This window comes from Paenibacillus sp. J5C2022 (assembly GCF_025567625.1).
In the GTDB taxonomy this organism is placed as follows: Bacteria; Bacillota; Bacilli; order Paenibacillales; family Paenibacillaceae; genus Pristimantibacillus.
Genome location: NZ_JAOQJC010000024.1, coordinates 96093 through 111436, shown reverse-complemented (window position 1 = coordinate 111436; position 15344 = coordinate 96093). Strand labels below are relative to the sequence as shown.

At 49.5% G+C, this 15344-nt stretch carries 18 protein-coding genes; 16 read left to right on the top strand and 2 right to left on the bottom strand.

Annotated features, from left to right (window positions below; translation table 11 throughout):
• Positions 1 to 326: 326 nt before the first annotated feature.
• Complete coding sequence (locus M6D81_RS19355) at positions 327 to 857, bottom strand: transposase (RefSeq protein ID WP_262678609.1); 531 nt, start codon at positions 855 to 857, stop codon at positions 327 to 329.
• A gap of 236 nt (positions 858 to 1093) precedes the next feature.
• Between M6D81_RS19355 and M6D81_RS19350 the strand changes: the two genes are divergently transcribed.
• From M6D81_RS19350 to rsmI, 10 genes are all read left to right on the top strand, one after another.
• A complete protein-coding gene (locus M6D81_RS19350; protein ID WP_262678608.1) occupies positions 1094 to 1285 on the top strand; it encodes a sigma factor G inhibitor Gin in 192 nt (63 codons plus the stop codon).
• A 106-nt stretch (positions 1286 to 1391) separates the two neighbouring features.
• Positions 1392 to 2894, top strand: a complete 1503-nt coding sequence (locus tag M6D81_RS19345) for an aminotransferase class I/II-fold pyridoxal phosphate-dependent enzyme (protein WP_262678607.1) — start codon at positions 1392 to 1394, stop codon at positions 2892 to 2894.
• A gap of 95 nt (positions 2895 to 2989) precedes the next feature.
• Positions 2990 to 3643, top strand: coding sequence for a dTMP kinase (gene tmk / locus M6D81_RS19340; RefSeq protein ID WP_262678606.1), 654 nt, complete (start codon positions 2990 to 2992; stop codon positions 3641 to 3643).
• A 38-nt stretch (positions 3644 to 3681) separates the two neighbouring features.
• Positions 3682 to 4011, top strand: coding sequence for a cyclic-di-AMP receptor (locus M6D81_RS19335; protein ID WP_262678605.1), 330 nt, complete (start codon positions 3682 to 3684; stop codon positions 4009 to 4011).
• Between the two features lie 15 nt (positions 4012 to 4026).
• On the top strand, positions 4027 to 4470 hold the full coding sequence (locus M6D81_RS19330) for a YaaR family protein (protein WP_262678604.1): 444 nt from the start codon (positions 4027 to 4029) through the stop codon (positions 4468 to 4470).
• 32 nt (positions 4471 to 4502) lie between these two features.
• On the top strand, positions 4503 to 5492 hold the full coding sequence (gene holB / locus M6D81_RS19325) for a DNA polymerase III subunit delta' (protein WP_262678619.1): 990 nt from the start codon (positions 4503 to 4505) through the stop codon (positions 5490 to 5492).
• Positions 5493 to 5495: 3 nt separating this feature from the next.
• Positions 5496 to 6299, top strand: coding sequence for a PSP1 domain-containing protein (locus M6D81_RS19320; RefSeq protein WP_262678603.1), 804 nt, complete (start codon positions 5496 to 5498; stop codon positions 6297 to 6299).
• Between the two features lie 55 nt (positions 6300 to 6354).
• Positions 6355 to 6747, top strand: coding sequence for an initiation-control protein YabA (locus tag M6D81_RS19315; RefSeq protein WP_262678602.1), 393 nt, complete (start codon positions 6355 to 6357; stop codon positions 6745 to 6747).
• A 72-nt stretch (positions 6748 to 6819) separates the two neighbouring features.
• The gene (locus M6D81_RS19310; protein ID WP_262678601.1) at positions 6820 to 7545 is read left to right on the top strand and encodes a tRNA1(Val) (adenine(37)-N6)-methyltransferase; all 726 of its coding nucleotides are present in this window, start codon (positions 6820 to 6822) and stop codon (positions 7543 to 7545) included.
• A complete protein-coding gene (gene rsmI / locus M6D81_RS19305) occupies positions 7542 to 8417 on the top strand; it encodes a 16S rRNA (cytidine(1402)-2'-O)-methyltransferase (protein ID WP_262678600.1) in 876 nt (291 codons plus the stop codon). The genes M6D81_RS19310 and rsmI overlap by 4 nt, the downstream gene beginning before the upstream one ends.
• A gap of 117 nt (positions 8418 to 8534) precedes the next feature.
• Here rsmI and M6D81_RS19300 read toward each other — a convergent pair whose 3' ends face one another.
• The gene (locus tag M6D81_RS19300) at positions 8535 to 8789 is read right to left on the bottom strand and encodes an AbrB/MazE/SpoVT family DNA-binding domain-containing protein (RefSeq protein ID WP_028609554.1); all 255 of its coding nucleotides are present in this window, start codon (positions 8787 to 8789) and stop codon (positions 8535 to 8537) included.
• 273 nt (positions 8790 to 9062) lie between these two features.
• Here M6D81_RS19300 and M6D81_RS19295 point away from each other — a divergent pair, with 273 nt between their 5' ends.
• The 6 genes from M6D81_RS19295 (at position 9063) to yabG (ending at position 15276) form a co-directional block, all read left to right on the top strand.
• Complete coding sequence (locus tag M6D81_RS19295) at positions 9063 to 10361, top strand: HD domain-containing protein (RefSeq protein ID WP_262678599.1); 1299 nt, start codon at positions 9063 to 9065, stop codon at positions 10359 to 10361.
• A 32-nt stretch (positions 10362 to 10393) separates the two neighbouring features.
• A complete protein-coding gene (locus M6D81_RS19290; protein ID WP_262678598.1) occupies positions 10394 to 11167 on the top strand; it encodes a TatD family hydrolase in 774 nt (257 codons plus the stop codon).
• 450 nt (positions 11168 to 11617) lie between these two features.
• Positions 11618 to 12766, top strand: a complete 1149-nt coding sequence (locus M6D81_RS19285; RefSeq protein WP_262678596.1) for a resuscitation-promoting factor — start codon at positions 11618 to 11620, stop codon at positions 12764 to 12766.
• 146 nt (positions 12767 to 12912) lie between these two features.
• Positions 12913 to 13455 (top strand): ribonuclease M5, encoded by a 543-nt coding sequence (rnmV, locus tag M6D81_RS19280; RefSeq protein WP_262678595.1) that lies wholly within the window; start codon positions 12913 to 12915, stop codon positions 13453 to 13455.
• Between the two features lie 9 nt (positions 13456 to 13464).
• Positions 13465 to 14355, top strand: coding sequence for a 16S rRNA (adenine(1518)-N(6)/adenine(1519)-N(6))-dimethyltransferase RsmA (gene rsmA / locus M6D81_RS19275; protein WP_262678594.1), 891 nt, complete (start codon positions 13465 to 13467; stop codon positions 14353 to 14355).
• Positions 14356 to 14412: 57 nt separating this feature from the next.
• Positions 14413 to 15276, top strand: a complete 864-nt coding sequence (gene yabG, locus M6D81_RS19270) for a sporulation peptidase YabG (RefSeq protein WP_262678592.1) — start codon at positions 14413 to 14415, stop codon at positions 15274 to 15276.
• Positions 15277 to 15344: the final 68 nt, after the last annotated feature.

The following is a 15344-nucleotide window of genomic DNA, read 5'->3' as shown; positions in this document are numbered from 1 at the left end:
AAGTGGAGGGTTGAGCGTGTGTGGGAGGTAGTTTGTGTGAAAAATCGTACAAAAGTGGTGGGTTGAGTGTGTATGGCGAGTGATTTGTGTGAAAAAGCGTACAAAGTAGCAGATTTGAGGAGTACATTAGCTGCTTTTGAAAGAAATTTCGTACAAAGGTGGTTGATTCGCGCTATGGTTACTGAGTTTGTACGAAATTTCATTTAAAGTTGGGATGAACATGTGAAAATGATCTCCATACTTGTTAAATAGACAGCTTCTCATCATGAATAAGCAGTGACCTTGGAGAGGAGAGAGAGCAGCATCAGCATCTTTACAGGTATCTATTAACGGTGATAGTAGGATGCTTCCTTCGTCTGCAGGCGCAGGACCCCGTCTTTACGCTGCTTGCGAAAAGAGAACGATAACAATAGTCTTGGGGTTAGCAGCCAAATATGCCAGCTTACAAGGCTTATCATGAGCGATGGTTTGGTCCAGGGATATAACAGGGCAATAAAGCATAATCCGATCCAAAACAGGTGGCGGTGCACTCTGCGGAAGATGAGAAGACTAATATCATTAGCTGGCTTGAACCCGATCCAGGGAGGGGTAATTCGCCAAATCCATTGGCGATCCGCTGCTTCATCGACTCGTATGAACGTCAGAAGCAGAACAAGCAGGTGCAGCGCTTGTATGAGTGCGAAGCCGAACAACCATGAAAATAACCCCTCCATTCGATAAATCAGAATCTGGCAGCCTGCGAAAATAAATGCCATTAGAAGATGGCTGTAAATGAGCTCTTTAACAATCACTTTTCGTTTAATGAGCTTATATTGATAGATCGTTGCGTTCTCTTGCTCTGACAGTTTCCTCTTCATATTCGCGCATCCTTCCATAGTGCCATGCACAACTGAGCTAATACTCAATAATTATATCGGTAATCGAATCCGTTTTGTCCATAGTTCAATCCCACATAAGTTATCACCATCCGCCCATTAACTGCATACGATATAGTAATATTTGAAAACAGCATATGAAACAAGTATGAAATCATAGATTTCGTGTCATAATAGATGTAGAGGCATCATGTATACGGGAAAGGCAGGGATGAGGAATGAGTGAATTATCCGGTTATCAATGCGCAATATGCGGGAACAGAAAAACGGAAGGCGAAGGTATTCGAGTCATATACGGCTTTATATGTGAGGATTGTGAAACAGAAATGGTTCATACCGATGTGAAAGATGCGAAGTATCCCTTCTTTATCCATCAAATGAAGCAAATATTTATCGAAAAGAACGCTTGAGCGGCTGCCAAATCGGAAGTTGCTCTTTTTTTTGTCCTATGACGCCTCAATTGCAGTACAATGAAGGGGAATGACAAACGCAGTTGAAAGGAATGCGCACCGAAACATGAACGAAATACAAGCACCTATCTATGAAGCGTTGATGAAGCATCAATCAGGAGATCCTGTCAGCTTCCATGTGCCGGGACATCGTTACGGCGACGCGATCAGACAATGGATAGCATCAAAGCAGCCCGGTCAATCAGGCTACTACCCGCTCAGCTCCGTTATGGAGATCGATGTAACGGAGCTGTCTTCAACAGACGACTTGCATCATCCGGAAGCGTGCATTGCCGAGGCTGAGCGGCTGGCAGCTCATTGCTTCGGGGCCGATCATACCTATTTGCTAGTGGGGGGAAGCACGTCGGGCAATGTAGCCATGATGCTTACCTTATGCCAGCCAGGCGATCTGATTATCGTGCAGCGCAATGTCCATAAGTCCATTATCAATGGGTTGAAGCTGGCAGGCGCATCGGCCGTATTTCTAGCCCCGCAGTACGACGCACACTCTGGGCTCGCTACTGTTCCTTCGCTTCAGCAATTGGAGCAAGCGCTGCAGCGTTATCCGAAGGCGAAAGGAGTTATGTTCTCCACTCCGAACTATTACGGGATGAATACACCGCTGCAGCCCTATGTAGAATTGACGCATCACTACGATAAGCCCTTCATTGTCGATGAAGCCCATGGCGCGCATTACAGCATGCATCCGGCACTTCCGACATCAGCGATATATGCTGGTGCGGATGCTGTCGTGCAATCCACGCACAAAACATTGCTAGCCATGACAATGGGGGCAATGCTTCATGTTCAGGGAAGCAGAATCGATCTCGCCGATGTACGCGAGCAGCTGTCTATGGTACAGAGCTCCAGTCCCTCATTTCCGATTATGGCATCGCTGGATATTTCCCGAGCAATAATAGATCGGGAGAAGGAGCGGCTGTTCCATAAGGCGCTTCTATTGGCGGAGCAATTTCGCAGCTGGCTGGAAGAGCGGCAACTTATTATACAGGATATTAACGGGAGAACGCTGCTGCGAAATAATGAATTGCAATATGATCCGTTAAGAATGGTTCTATTCGACATCAGCGGGCAATTGTCCGGTGTGCACCTCCATAAAGAGCTGGAACGGGATGGATGCTGGCCGGAGATGTCCGATGTTAGATATGTAGTCCTTGTTGTTAACGTATCGGTTACAGAAGAAGATATGAAGCGACTGAAGCAATCGCTGCTACGCATCCATCAGACCGTTGCGGCATCGTACGAATCGAAGCCGAGCGTAGTCATTCCAGCTCTGGAGCCGTCTCAAGGCGATGGAATAGGAGCGCCTGTAGCTTTCCACAGAGGGGCATACGAGCAGGCTAAGACCATTCAGGTGCCGCTGAGAGAGGCGGCTGGCCGACTGTCAGCCGAGAATGTCATTCCTTACCCGCCAGGCATTCCTCTACTTTATCGAGGCGAGCCGATTACGGAAGAAGCCATTCAGCAAATTAGCAGGCTAGCAAGCGTGGGAGCGAAGTTTCAAGGAGCAAGCGATGCCAAGATGCAATCGATAGCGGTTATTCACGAATAAAGCTTGGGCGAGCAGGCGATGCAAACAGAAATGTTCATTGTAGAGAGATAAGCCCTTTGTTAAAATGAAGGAAACAAAAAGAATGGGGCAGCAGCTTGAAAAAGGGAATGTTCATTACAATAGAAGGCGGAGAAGGCGCAGGCAAATCGACACTTATTGAGCGGTTGGCTCATACGCTGCAAAGTAAGGGGCATCGGGTAGTGACGACCCGGGAGCCTGGAGGCATTCCGATCGCCGAGAAAATACGAGCCGTTATCCTGGACCCCGGGCACACGGAGATGGATGCGCGGACGGAAGCTTTGCTATATGCAGCAGCCCGCAGACAGCATCTGGCGGAGAAGGTTATCCCGGCATTGTGCGATGGGAATGTGGTCATCTGCGACCGGTTCGTGGACAGCAGTCTCGCTTATCAGGGGCATGCGCGCGGGCTTGGCATGAAGGAGATATGGGCCATTAACGCATTTGCCATCGGCGAGATGATGCCGGAGCTTACAATCTACATGGACGTATCGCCGGAAGTGGGATTGGCACGTATTGCAAGAGCCTCGGAACGGGAAGTGAACCGGCTTGACTTGGAACGTCAAAGCTTTCATGAGCTTGTGCGGGAAGGATACTTGCAACTGGCCGCGGAATATCCGGATCGCATTCATCAGGTCAATGCGGAACAGGAGCCGGAAGACGTGTTTCAGCAAGTTTTGACGATTGTCAATCGCTGTCTGGAAGGAATACAGGGTGAGCGTGTCCAATAAATATAGGATACTCATATTTCTGGCTAGGGGGAATGAGCATGAAGTTGGTTATTGCGGTCATACAAGATAAGGATAGCAATAGATTGTCGAATGCGCTTGTAAGAGAAGGATTCCGGGCGACGAAGCTGGCGAGTACAGGGGGCTTCTTGCGTGCGGGCAATACGACGTTCATGATCGGTGTTGAGGATGAGCGTGTGCATGAGGTATTCAACGTAATCAGCTCCAATTGTAAAGTGCGCGACCAGCTTGTCACGCCTGTGTCGCCGATGGGCGGCTCGACGGACTCCTACATTCCATTCCCGGTTGAAGTTCAGATCGGCGGCGCGACCGTATTCGTAGTTCCGGTAGAGCGCTTCGAACACTTCTGAGGACGTGACTAGCTTATGAGAGTAGATCAAGGGTTCCGTCCGCTGGGGCAGAACAGGACGAATAACGATGCAGCGATGAAGCCTGCTTCACCGATGGGCTTCGCGGAAGTGATGATGCAGAAGGATACGGAGCGGACGCAAGAAGAGCTGCAGCAGAAGTTCCATAATATTCAGCGGCAGGGCGAGCGTCTGGCCAAACATATGACTGTACGGGAACTGAAGCTGTATCGCGAGATGGTGAAGAGATTTCTGGAGGATACGTTGAGACGAGGCGTAGGACTGAAGGAAGTGCGCGGCTTCGACCGGCGCGGACGCGTGAAGCGATATAAGTTGCTGGATGAAATCGACGCTGTTCTCATCTCAATGGCGGAGGACATGCTGCACACGGAAGAAGGAAGAATCGACCTCTTGAATAAAATGGGGGAGATACGAGGTATTCTTATTAATTATCTGTTCTAAAGGAAGGTTGTTACAAAGTGGATCATCAAACCATGATAGGAGGCGAAGCGGCGGCTGCCTCGACCGGGCAATGGAAAGCACAGCGCATATTGGGCCATGCATTGCAGAGCGGGAAAATATCGCATGCTTATCTCTTTCATGGCCCTTCCGGAACCGGCAAGATGGCGATGGCTCTCGCATTCGCCAAAGCGCTGTTCTGTACGGCCGGAGGAGGGCAAGCGTGCGGGGAATGTATCGAGTGCCGCAAGCTGGAGCATGGCAACCAGCAGGAGCTGAAGCAGATTGCTCCTGACGGTGCAAGCATCAAGATCGAACAAATCCGGGAGCTGCAAAGGAGCTTCGCGTACCGCAACTCCGGTGCGAAACGAATGGTTTACATTATGGAGCGGGCAGAGACGATGACGCTGGCCGCTGCCAACAGCCTGCTTAAGTTTTTGGAGGAGCCGCAATCCCCTGTAGTGGCCATTCTTATTACCGACAACGGACAAGCCATTCTGCCGACGATACGCTCACGCACCCAGTGGGTTCCCTTCCTCCCTTTATCACCGGAGCATATGCTTAAGAAGCTGGTAGATGAAGGGGCTCCCCCTACACTAGCTCGAGCCGCAGTTCACTTATCCTCCGGATTGGAAGGGGTTAGGAAATTAATCCAGCAGAATGAGTTTGCAGAAATCAGAAACCTAGTGATACAATTAGGCAAGGAGTGTTCTACCCGATTCACCGCGGCGATGCTCACTGCCCAGAAAGCGTTGTTCAAGACAGAATTGGCAGCACATATGCCAACGGTGCTGTCTATGTTTATGCTTTGGTTTAAAGACTTTACACAGTTCCAGGCCGGAAGGCAGGACAAGATGGTTTTCATAGATCAACTGGATTGGATCAGTAATCACGCGTATAACCGCTCATTTGCTGGCTGGGTGTCGTGCATGGAGCATACGCTTGAAGCGGGAAAGCGCATTAGAGCCAATGTGCCGCCGCAGCTTGCATTCGAGCAACTATTGGTAAAACTACAGGAGGGCTAATCCTTGTATAATGTCATCGGTGTCCGCTTCAAGAAGGCGGGCAAGATCTATTACTTCGACCCGGTCGATCAGCCAGTGGATCGAGATCAACATGTCATTGTTGAGACCGCTCGCGGTATCGAATACGGCAAGGTGGTAGTGGGACAGAAGCAAGTCGGTGAATCGGACGTCGTCCTCCCTCTCAAGAAGGTAATACGGATTGCCAACGATGCCGATGCCGAAGTCGTGAACGAGAATCGAACGGCAGCCAGATCCGCCTTCACGACCTGTCTTGAGAAGATTAAAAACCATGGGCTTCGCATGAAGCTTGTGGATGTCGAATTTACATTCGACCGTAATAAAATTATTTTTTACTTTACAGCTGAGGGTCGTGTAGACTTCCGCGAGCTGGTAAAGGACTTGGCCAGCGTATTCCGGACCCGTATTGAGTTGAGACAGATCGGGGTACGGGACGAGGCGAAGATGCTTGGAGGAATCGGACCTTGCGGACGAGTGCTGTGCTGTTCTTCGTGGCTGGGCGATTTCGAGCCTGTGTCCATCAAGATGGCCAAGGATCAGAACTTGTCGCTGAATCCAACCAAGATATCAGGATTGTGCGGCAGGCTGATGTGCTGCTTGAAGTACGAGCATGACAACTATGAGAGCGTGCGCGAAGAACTGCCGGCTGTAGGCAAGATTGTTATCACATCCTATGGGGAAGGCAAAGTAACAGGCATTAATGCTTCTTCCAAGAGCGTCTATGTACAGCTGTTTGAAGTGTCCGGTAAGCCGAAGGAATTGCCGCTGGATGATGTAATCGTGAAATAAGCACGGATATATGACGAGTGGGCGATAGCCTACGCATAAGCTCTGGGGTGGGAACTTGGAGAAGAAGGATATTTTTGCTCAGATGAACGAGTTGGATAGTCGGGTCGGGTTGTTCCATACGGAATTCAGTGCGCTCAAGGACATGGTGAAGGAGCTTCTTGAAGAGAATAAGCGCTTGCATATGGAGAATCAACAGCTGCGACAAGTATTGAAGCGTGAGAACCCACCGGAACAAGCTTCTTCATCGCTTGCAACGAGCGAGCATGCAGAGTACGAGGATGACACAACATTACCACATAGTGACCATGATATGTCATCTGCTGTGGGAGAAGGTCACGACAACCTGACACGCTTGTATCATGAAGGATTTCATATTTGCAATGTGTACTACGGGCATCTCCGTACAGAAGGAGATTGTTTATTCTGTCTGTCTTTTCTAAATAAATAAGGAAATTCAATTGACAGGCCGTCCTTTGTAGAGAGGACGGTTTTTTTTGAAAAAAATAAAGGAGAGAATAGTGTGTCTGAAGGGAAGGAGCTGCAGTTGGCAGCAGATGAAAGAATCGATGATTTATTAACGAATTCCGGGCTGCGGATTATTCAGAGCAGAGAAGTATTCAGCTTCTCGCTCGACGCCGTATTGCTGTCCCGATTCGCCACAATTCCCAAGAAGGGAAGAATTGCGGACTTGTGCACCGGCAACGGTGTCATACCGCTGCTGTTGTCGGAGAGAACAGACGCACATATCGATGCGATCGAGATTCAGCCCCGATTGGCGGATATGGCCAGGCGCAGTGTGGCGATGAATGGACGTGAGCACCGAATAGCTGTCATCGAAGCGGATTTGAGACAGTATTACAAGGAAGCGGGCAACGGCCTATATGATGCGATAACAGTGAATCCCCCATATATGCCGGTTACCGCAGGGGACAAAAATGAAAACGAGCATTACGCGATAGCGCGTCATGAAATTCATTGCACGATTGAAGATATCGCCAGGGCATGCTGCCGGATACTTCGGACGGGGGGCAAGCTATCGCTGGTCCATCGTCCATCGCGGCTGCTGGATATACTGGAATCGTTAAGAAGATGGCGGCTGGAGCCGAAGCGGATTCAGTTCATTCATCCGCATGCAGGCGCGGAAGCGAATATGGTATTAATAGAAGCTTCAAGAGATGGGAAGCCTGATATTAAGCTGTTGCCTCCAATAATGGTATATGATGACGAAGGAGTGCAGATCGTATGAACATTCAGAAGAGCTTCTCCGGAGATTCGTCGATGGGAAAGTTGTATTTGGTAGGTACTCCGATAGGCAATCTGGAGGATATGACGATGCGAGCGATCCGCACATTGAAGGAAGCGGATCTGATCGCCGCGGAAGATACGAGACAGACGAGAAAGTTGCTGACGCACTTCGAGATTTCAACGCGGCTGGTCAGCTATCATGAACATAATCGGAATGCGAGCGGTCCCGAGCTTATTCGGCTCATGCAGGATGGCAAGTCCATAGCGCTGGTCAGCGATGCCGGCCTGCCGGCCATCTCCGATCCCGGAGCAGAGCTTGTGAGTGAGGCTGTTGCGGCGGATATATCCGTCATTCCGATTCCTGGAGCGAACGCAGCGCTTTCTGCCTTAATCATGTCCGGCTTGCCGACGGAACGGTTCCTGTTCACAGGCTTTCCTCCCAGAGAGAAGAAGCAGTTGGGCAAATGGCTGCAAGGGCTGACCGCTCATGAGGCCACCTTAATTCTGTATGAATCGCCGCATCGGCTGCAGCGAACGCTGGAAGCGATGCGCGAGCATATGGGCAATCGCTCGGTTGCATTGGTCCGGGAATTGACCAAGCGACACGAAGAAGCGCTGCGGGGCAATCTGGACGAATGCATCGCTTGGCTCTCCGAGCATTCTCCTCTGGGTGAATACTGCATCATAGTGGAAGGACTCAGCAAGGAGGAGGCGGCAAGCCAGGCCAATGAACAGCTATGGTGGTCCGAACTTACCATTCAGGAGCACGTCGCCCATTATGAAGCTGCATATAATAGAAAAGAAGCGATTAAGAAGGCGGCAGTCGATCGGGGAATACCGAAGAGGGAAGTCTATAATGAAGTGAATACGTAGATAGAATCGGGAGAGAAAAAAAGGACCTTCCTGGCCGGGTTCTAGCACAGGAAGGCGTCAAGGAGTATAAAAAGGTTAGAATTAACAAGTGGATAACTTAATTATAACTGATTTTTATTATTTTGTCACAGGTGTAGGCATTTCTGATAAACAAATATGGCAAACAATTTTGCCTTTGAAGTAAGATACGTTCTCAGCATTGCCGCAGAAGATACATGCCGGCTCATATTTCTTCAGCATGATGCGTTCTCCGTCCACGTAAATTTCCAGCGCATCCTTCTCGCCAATGCCAAGCGTGCGCCGCAATTCGATAGGAATAACAACGCGGCCCAGTTCGTCAACCTTACGTACAATACCTGTTGATTTCATCATAATCTATCCGCCCTCTCGATAAAAGTTAATTCGTCATCTTTCGACAAACTTTGTGGGTTCTATAGTTACTATAATACCAACTCTTCCCAAAACAGTCAACCTCCAAAGAAGTACGATATTCCCTTATATATAGGAGGTTTTGGGGGTTCGATAGAATAATAGCTCTGTAATAGAATACAACAGCTTCGACAATTTGGAAACAATAATACGACACTTTTCGACATATGAAAGATCGCTTTGTGTCGAATATATGAACATGAAGGAGATGAGAATATGAGTGGACCTTTAACGGAAGAGAAGGTGTTCAAAGATCCCGTACATAAGTATATTTATGTGCAAGACCGAACGATATGGGATCTGATTAATACGAAAGAATTTCAGAGGCTGCGCAGAATTAGACAGCTCGGAACAACGTATCTGACATTTCATGGCGCCGAGCACAGCCGCTTCTCTCACTCGCTTGGCGTATACGAAATTACTCGCAAAATCATTTCCCAGTTCGAGCGCAACGGTTATCCGGACTGGCCGCAGGAGGAACGGCTGCTGTCGCTGTGCGCTGCGCTTCTGCACGATGTGGGGCACGGCCCGTTCTCACACTCCATGGAAGAAGTATTCCATACTCACCATGAGCAATGGACATGCCGCATCCTGCAGGGAGATACCGAGATTAATGACGTATTGCGCCAAGTATCGCCAGACTTTCCTGACAAGGTAGCTGCGGTCATTGAGAAGAAGTACCCGAAGCCGATCGTAGTCAGTTTGATCTCCAGTCAGATGGATGCCGATCGGATGGATTACTTGCTTCGCGATGCGTATTTCACCGGTGTGAATTACGGCACGTTCGATCTGGAACGTATTCTTCGCGTATTGCGTCCCTTCAAGGGACAAATTGTCGTGAAGGAGAGCGGAATGCATGCCGTGGAGCATTATTTGATGTCGCGTTATCAGATGTATTGGCAGATTTACTTTCATCCGGTGACAAGAAGCTCGGAAATTATATTGCGTCAAATATTCCGCAGGGCGAAGGAGTTGTATGAAGGAGGCTATTCCTTCTATTATATGCCTGTCCCGATCAAGAGCTTGTTGGAACAAAAAATGACATTGCAGCATTACCTGAAGCTGGACGAGTCGTTATTGCAGACGGCATTCCTGGAATGGTCTGATGAAGGAGATGCATTGCTGGGAGATCTGTGCAGAAGGTTTCTTCATCGGAAGCTGTACAAGTATATGACGATGGACAATCCTGACGAGGTACTGCTTGGCGAAGTGGCGGAGGCTTTTCAATCGATTGGTTTGCAGCCGGACTATCATATGGAGATTGATTATCCGTTCGACCTGCCTTATGATGTTTATCGACCGGACTTGAAGATTGGCGAAAAGAGAGAAAAAGCTCCTATTTTGTTGCTGGATCACAATGAAAGCATCAGTGAGATTTCCTTGAAATCCGACATCGTTCGTTCCATTACCGGGCTGCACCAAGGACAGTATCATATGTACTATCCCGAAGAGCCTTTGAAGGACAATAAAAATATTTTATCGGATAAAATGAAAGATATATTTAATTTGAATTAAGTTGAGCAACGAAAAAAAGGAGTGTTGACAGCATGAGTGTATTGTTCGATACCCATACCCATCTGGATTCAAAAAAATTCGACGGAGACCGTGACAAAGTCATACAGCGGGCACAGGAAGCAGGAGTTGGATTGTGTGTCAATATCGGATTCGACCGCGAAACGATTCCAACGACGATTGCGCTTGCGGAAGCTTATGATTTTATATATGCGGCTGTAGGCTGGCATCCGGTAGACAGCATCCATATGAGGCCTGAAGATTTGGAGTGGATTGAAAAGCTGAGCAGTCATGAGAAAGTAGTGGCAATCGGCGAGATTGGTCTTGATTATCATTGGGATACGTCGCCGAAGGAAGTACAGCACCGTGTATTCCGGGAACAAATTGCGCTCGCCCGCAAGGTGGATAAGCCCATCGTCATTCATAACCGCGACGCTCATGAGGATGTCGTGAGAATACTCCGGGAAGAGCATGCAGCCGAAGTAGGCGGAGTCATGCATTGCTTCTCCGGAAGCTGGGAAACCGCCAAAAAATGTCTGGATATGGGGTTCTATATTTCGTTCGGCGGACCGGTTACGTTCAAAAATGCAAGGGTCCCAAAAGAGGTGTTGGATAAGGTTCCGATGGACCGTTTGCTCATCGAAACGGATTGCCCTTATTTGTCACCTCATCCATTTAGAGGGAAGAGAAATGAAACGTCGTATGTCTCCTATGTCGCCCAATCTGCAGCAGAAATTAAGGGCATTTCTGTGGAGGAATTGGCCGCGATTACGATGGAAAATGGTAAGAAATGTTTCCGAATGGAGTGAAAACCGTTAAAAAGAAGAGGAAAAAAGACATTTCGCACAAAAAAACTGATTTTTATAGGTGAAATCAATTCTTTTTTCTTCTTTTACCCCAATTTTTCATGAAAATCGAATTTTTTAGCTTCTTTACAACTCGGCTCTGATGAATGTATGATTCAAATCAGAGCTTTTCATTTTGTATTGGATTTCCAGTGTCGAGCAACTCACATCCCTCTCCATTTTCCTCTCGCACATCCCAAGCTGTAAGCTTCAGGCGCCTACCAACATTTTGCTTCAGTCGACGACTTCTTCAGCATATTGAATAAACTGTAAATTGTCGTCATAGGGATAATGAGGGAGGTGGGAGGACAATTCTTGCACTGGCAAGCGTGCTTGCACGCGAATATGATATAGTCGCGTCAGTTGTAACATGCGTAACACTTGGCGGCGGGGCTATGAAGGAGGACCGATGAAGTGGGCGCTATCCAATTAGAGGACACCCATGGGAAACGATCATCCAGCATGACTTTCGCAATGCGATGGAAGCATGGAAACCTGCGTTTGATTATTTTGAGTGCCGCAATTTCAATCGCTATGACTTTCATGTTTATGGTGTTGTTGTACGGAACGGCTGTTAAGAGCGTATCCGTTGTAGTGAATGGACAAGAAACCGTTGTGGATACGAAGCAATGGGTTCTGCAACGCCTACTGGATGAACAAGCTATAACAATTGGACCTCACGACGAGGTGTCAGTCCCACTTGATTCGCCGATTAAGGACGGCGATCGTATCGAGGTAACTCATGCGATACCTGTTATTGTTAAAGCAGACGGCAAGGCAACGACCGTATATACGACAGGCAAGACGGTACAGGCAGCGATTCAAAAAACAGATATATCCGTAAGGGAACAGGATAAAATATACCCATCGCCGGATCAGCCGGTTACTGCGGATGAGACGGTCACCATTGTACGCGTCGACATGAAGATGACGGAGCAGGAGAAGACCGTTCCGTTCACCGTTGTCACGAAGGAGGATGCTACGCTGGAGAAGGGCAAGGAGAAGGTTGTTCAGACCGGCCAGGAAGGCGTAGTGATCGAGCAGTACGAAGAGAAATATGAAGACGGCGTACTCGTCGCAAGCAACATGATCAGTGAAATTATGCAGACCGAGGCGGTTGATCAAGTGGTTGCGATTGGTACGAAGAAGCCGGAACCGAAGGTGACGGTCCTGAGCAACAACAGTCCGGCTATCGCAACGGTAACGAAGGACAGCATTACGTTCAATGCGAAGAAGGTCCTGAAGAATGTGACGCTTACAGCTTATTCGGCTGGCGTTCAGTCTACCGGGAAGGATGAGGATCATCCGGAGTACGGCATTACTGCGTCCGGCACGCGTGTGAAGGAAGGCAGAACGATTGCGGTCGATACCAATGTCATTCCGATGGGATGGTGGGTGTATATCGAGGGCATCGGCTTCCGTCGCGCCGAAGACAAGGGAAGCGCGATTAAGGGCAATAAAATCGATGTATACTTCGACAGCCAAAGCTATGCGATGAAGTTCGGCCGCAAGAAAGGCTATACCGTATATGTCATCGGACCGAAGAAGCCGGCGGCAAGCTAGTATGCAGCCATCATGATTTAATTTATAAGCAAGCAGTTGAATGAATGATGCCATAATAAGAAGAGGCCGCGCCTCTTCTTTTTGCATGTTCTGTCCGCATTGGAGATAATGGATATGGCTCTGACGCAGTAAGGAGGGGATCGAGCATGATTAAAGAAGTGATTGTCGTGGAGGGGAAGGACGATACGGCTGCAATCAAGCGGGCGGTCGAAGCCGACACGATTGAAACGAACGGTTCTGCGATCGGAGAGGCTGTACTGCGAAGAATCGAGCTGGCGAATAAGCGCAGGGGCATTATTATATTCACCGATCCCGATCATGCGGGGGAACGAATAAGGAAAATTGTCGCTCGCCACGCTCCCGGCTGCAAGCATGCTTTCTTGCCGCAGGAGCAAGCTTATTATAAGGGCGATATCGGGATAGAGAACGCCAGCCCTGAAGCGATCAGGAAGGCGCTGGCGGAGCTGCGGACGGAAACTGACGATATTGCCGGAGAGGTGACGTGGGACGACTTGATGCAGGCAGGGCTTATCGTGCATCCCGACGCTGCGAGAAGGCGCCTGGAGGCCGGCAAGCGGCTCGGCATCGGTTATGCCAACGGCAAGCAGTTCTATAAGCGATGTACAAGCTTCCGCATTACGAAGCAAGAATTTCTGGATGCACTAAAGGGATTGGATGAAGGGGGTTAAAGCGAAAGCATGCATGACATAGTGGCAACGCCTAAACGTACGAAGGAAATTATCGCAAGGCACGGCTTCTCCTTCAAGAAAAGTCTGGGCCAGAACTTCCTGATAGACGGAAACGTCTTATCCGCCATCGTGGCAGCAGCGGAACTGGACAAGACGAAGGGGGCGCTCGAGATCGGTCCCGGCATCGGAGCGTTGACGCAGCGTCTGGCGGCTGAAGCGGGCAAGGTGACGGCTGTGGAGCTGGATCAGCGGCTTATTCCCATTCTGCAAGAGGTGCTGGAAGGGGAAGAGCATGTTCGGGTAGTGCACGGGGATGTGCTGAAGCTGGATTTGAAGGAGCTGTTCGAGCAGCAGTTTTCCGATGTGTCGGGAGTCAGTGTCGTAGCGAATCTGCCTTATTATGTGACGACGCCGATTCTGATGAAGCTGCTCGAGGAACGTCTTCCTCTGGAGCATATCGTGGTCATGATTCAGAAGGAGGTTGCTCAGCGGATGGCCGCCAAGCCGGGCGGGAAGGAGTACGGCAGCTTGAGCGTGGCGGTACAATACTACTGCGAGACGAGCATCGTATGCCATGTGCCGCATACTGTCTTCATCCCGCAGCCCAATGTGGATTCCGCGGTAATCAAGCTAAGCCTGCGCAGCAAGCCGGCGGTAGAAGTATCTGATGAACGTCTGTTCTTCCGGATTGTACAGGCCTCGTTCGCGCAGAGAAGGAAGACGCTGGCCAATAACTTGACCGTAGTTGTGGGAAAGGAACGCAGAGAAGCGCTTAACGAATTGCTGCATAGTCTGGGCATCGAGCCTTCCAGACGCGGTGAAACGCTGTCCCTGGAGGAATTCGGCCGTCTAAGCGAAGGGTTGCGTAACACGGGCTGGCTCGCTTCGCCCCAATCGTAGAAATCCATCACCATTCCATCCGCCCGCCCATAGGATAGACGGAGAGGTGATTAACCTATGAGGCAAGGGGACTTGGTCGTCCGCAATTCTTATGGTGGCGATGTGCTGTTCCGTGTAGAGGCGTTACGTTCAGAGTATGCAATATTGAAGGGGACCGATTATCGGCTGCTGGCGGATTCGCCTCTTGATGATCTGTCCATCGTCGATGATCCCGAATCGACACCAGTTGTGCAGAAGGTGCGCATCAAGGTCAATGAATCGTGGCAGAGGATGCAACGGGACAGACAGAAGCAGGTATCCAATTCCGAACAACCGGGTGCCAGACCGTCCGCTCATCAAGCACCTTACTTCGAGGTGCCGGGCAAAGTGCTTCATCTTGACGGAGACGGTAACTATTTGAAGAAGAGCATGCAGCTGTACAACACCATGAGTGTTCCGGCATACGGCTTGCATCTCCATGAGTCTCAAATGGCCAATATGCTGTTCCGGCTGCTGCCGCAGGTCAGACCGGATATTGTCGTCATCACCGGCCATGATGGCGTTCTGAAGCTGCGTTCGCCCAATACGATGTTCAGCCTGGGCAGCTACAAGAACTCTCAGAACTTCGTTAATGCGGTCCGGGTAGCAAGAGAGTATGAAAAGAGCCGCGACGGCCTTATCGTGGTTGCCGGCGCCTGCCAGTCGCACTTCGAAGCGCTGATGGATGCCGGTTCCAACTTTGCAAGCTCGCCCGGTCGCATCTTGATTCATGCGCTGGACCCGGTCTATGTCGCCATTAAAGCCAGCTATACGCCGATTCGCGATACCATTAATTTGCCGGAGGTCATCCATGGAACGATCAGCGGCATCGATGGCGTTGGCGGCATTGAGACGTTAGGTCGTTTTCGGGTAGGCCTCCCGAAATCGAAAGCAACATCATAAATTTTTTTGATAATTTCATGAAATGGTCGAAATGACCGTTGACAAGTTAAATGATAGACTGATATAAT

What these genes read in the sequence shown, in the direction of transcription:
- M6D81_RS19355 (WP_262678609.1), bottom strand. Translation starts at nt 857, where the DNA reads ATGAAGAGGAAACTGTCAGAGCAAGAGAACGCAACGATCTATCAATAT.
- M6D81_RS19350 (WP_262678608.1), top strand. Translation starts at nt 1,094, where the DNA reads ATGAGTGAATTATCCGGTTATCAATGCGCAATATGCGGGAACAGAAAA.
- M6D81_RS19345 (WP_262678607.1), top strand. Translation starts at nt 1,392, where the DNA reads ATGAACGAAATACAAGCACCTATCTATGAAGCGTTGATGAAGCATCAA.
- M6D81_RS19335 (WP_262678605.1), top strand. Translation starts at nt 3,682, where the DNA reads ATGAAGTTGGTTATTGCGGTCATACAAGATAAGGATAGCAATAGATTG.
- M6D81_RS19330 (WP_262678604.1), top strand. Translation starts at nt 4,027, where the DNA reads ATGAGAGTAGATCAAGGGTTCCGTCCGCTGGGGCAGAACAGGACGAAT.
- holB (WP_262678619.1), top strand. Translation starts at nt 4,503, where the DNA reads ATGATAGGAGGCGAAGCGGCGGCTGCCTCGACCGGGCAATGGAAAGCA.
- rsmI (WP_262678600.1), top strand. Translation starts at nt 7,542, where the DNA reads ATGAACATTCAGAAGAGCTTCTCCGGAGATTCGTCGATGGGAAAGTTG.
- M6D81_RS19300 (WP_028609554.1), bottom strand. Translation starts at nt 8,789, where the DNA reads ATGATGAAATCAACAGGTATTGTACGTAAGGTTGACGAACTGGGCCGC.
- M6D81_RS19295 (WP_262678599.1), top strand. Translation starts at nt 9,063, where the DNA reads ATGAGTGGACCTTTAACGGAAGAGAAGGTGTTCAAAGATCCCGTACAT.
- M6D81_RS19290 (WP_262678598.1), top strand. Translation starts at nt 10,394, where the DNA reads ATGAGTGTATTGTTCGATACCCATACCCATCTGGATTCAAAAAAATTC.
- rnmV (WP_262678595.1), top strand. Translation starts at nt 12,913, where the DNA reads ATGATTAAAGAAGTGATTGTCGTGGAGGGGAAGGACGATACGGCTGCA.
- rsmA (WP_262678594.1), top strand. Translation starts at nt 13,465, where the DNA reads ATGCATGACATAGTGGCAACGCCTAAACGTACGAAGGAAATTATCGCA.
- yabG (WP_262678592.1), top strand. Translation starts at nt 14,413, where the DNA reads ATGAGGCAAGGGGACTTGGTCGTCCGCAATTCTTATGGTGGCGATGTG.